The sequence below is a fragment of the Caulobacter sp. AP07 genome, from assembly GCF_000281955.1.
Lineage (GTDB): Bacteria > Pseudomonadota > Alphaproteobacteria > Caulobacterales > Caulobacteraceae > Caulobacter.
The window spans coordinates 1-643 of the sequence record NZ_AKKF01000286.1 but is presented as its reverse complement, the minus strand read 5'-3'; the positions used below and the strand labels follow the sequence as shown (position 1 = coordinate 643).

Sequence of the window (643 nt, the reverse complement as noted above, 5' to 3'; positions counted from 1 at the left end):
CCCGCTTTATGCGGGTGACCCAAGCGGCGCTGGACATCGCGCCAGACTCTGCTTGGGTCCCCCGAACAAGTCGGGGGATGACGAATGGGGGTGGGCGCGGGCGTCAGAACAGTCCGCAGACGTGAAATCACTCCACCGGGTAAGCGTCCGTGTCCCTCACCCCTTCCCGCGCCATCCGCGCCCGCCACTTGGCCTTCAGCGTGTGGGAGGTGTCGCGCGAGCCGTCGGGGCTCCAGCCGGGCGGGCCGAACAGGTAGCCCAGCACCTCGCGCGGCGAGCGCGAACCCGCCAGGTCCCTGGCGATGCCGATCCACTCGTGGAAGACGTTGGTCAGCAGGTTGAAGCTGCTCAGGTTCTTGACCGTCCCGTAGCGGCAGCGCTCCGCGTCGGTCTCCGGAATGAACGTCCCGAACATCCGGTCCCAGATGATCAGGATGCCGGCGTAGTTGGCGTCGAGATAGCGGGCGTTGCGGGCATGGTGCACCCGGTGGTGCGAGGGGGTGTTGAACACCGCCTCGAACCAGCGCGGCATCTTCCGAATCGCCTCGGTGTGGATCCAGAACTGGTAGACGAGGCTGATCCCCTTCTGAATCGCCACCATGGCCGGCGGGAAGCCCAGGAACGACAGCGGCAGGCACAGCAG

1 protein-coding gene is annotated in these 643 nt (G+C 66.7%); it reads right to left on the bottom strand.

Annotated elements, in window-relative coordinates; translation table 11 throughout:
- Positions 1 to 127: 127 nt before the first annotated feature.
- Positions 128 to 643, bottom strand: a 516-nt coding sequence (locus PMI01_RS23645) for a sterol desaturase family protein (protein ID WP_035038160.1), incomplete at its 5' end; no start/stop codon positions are given.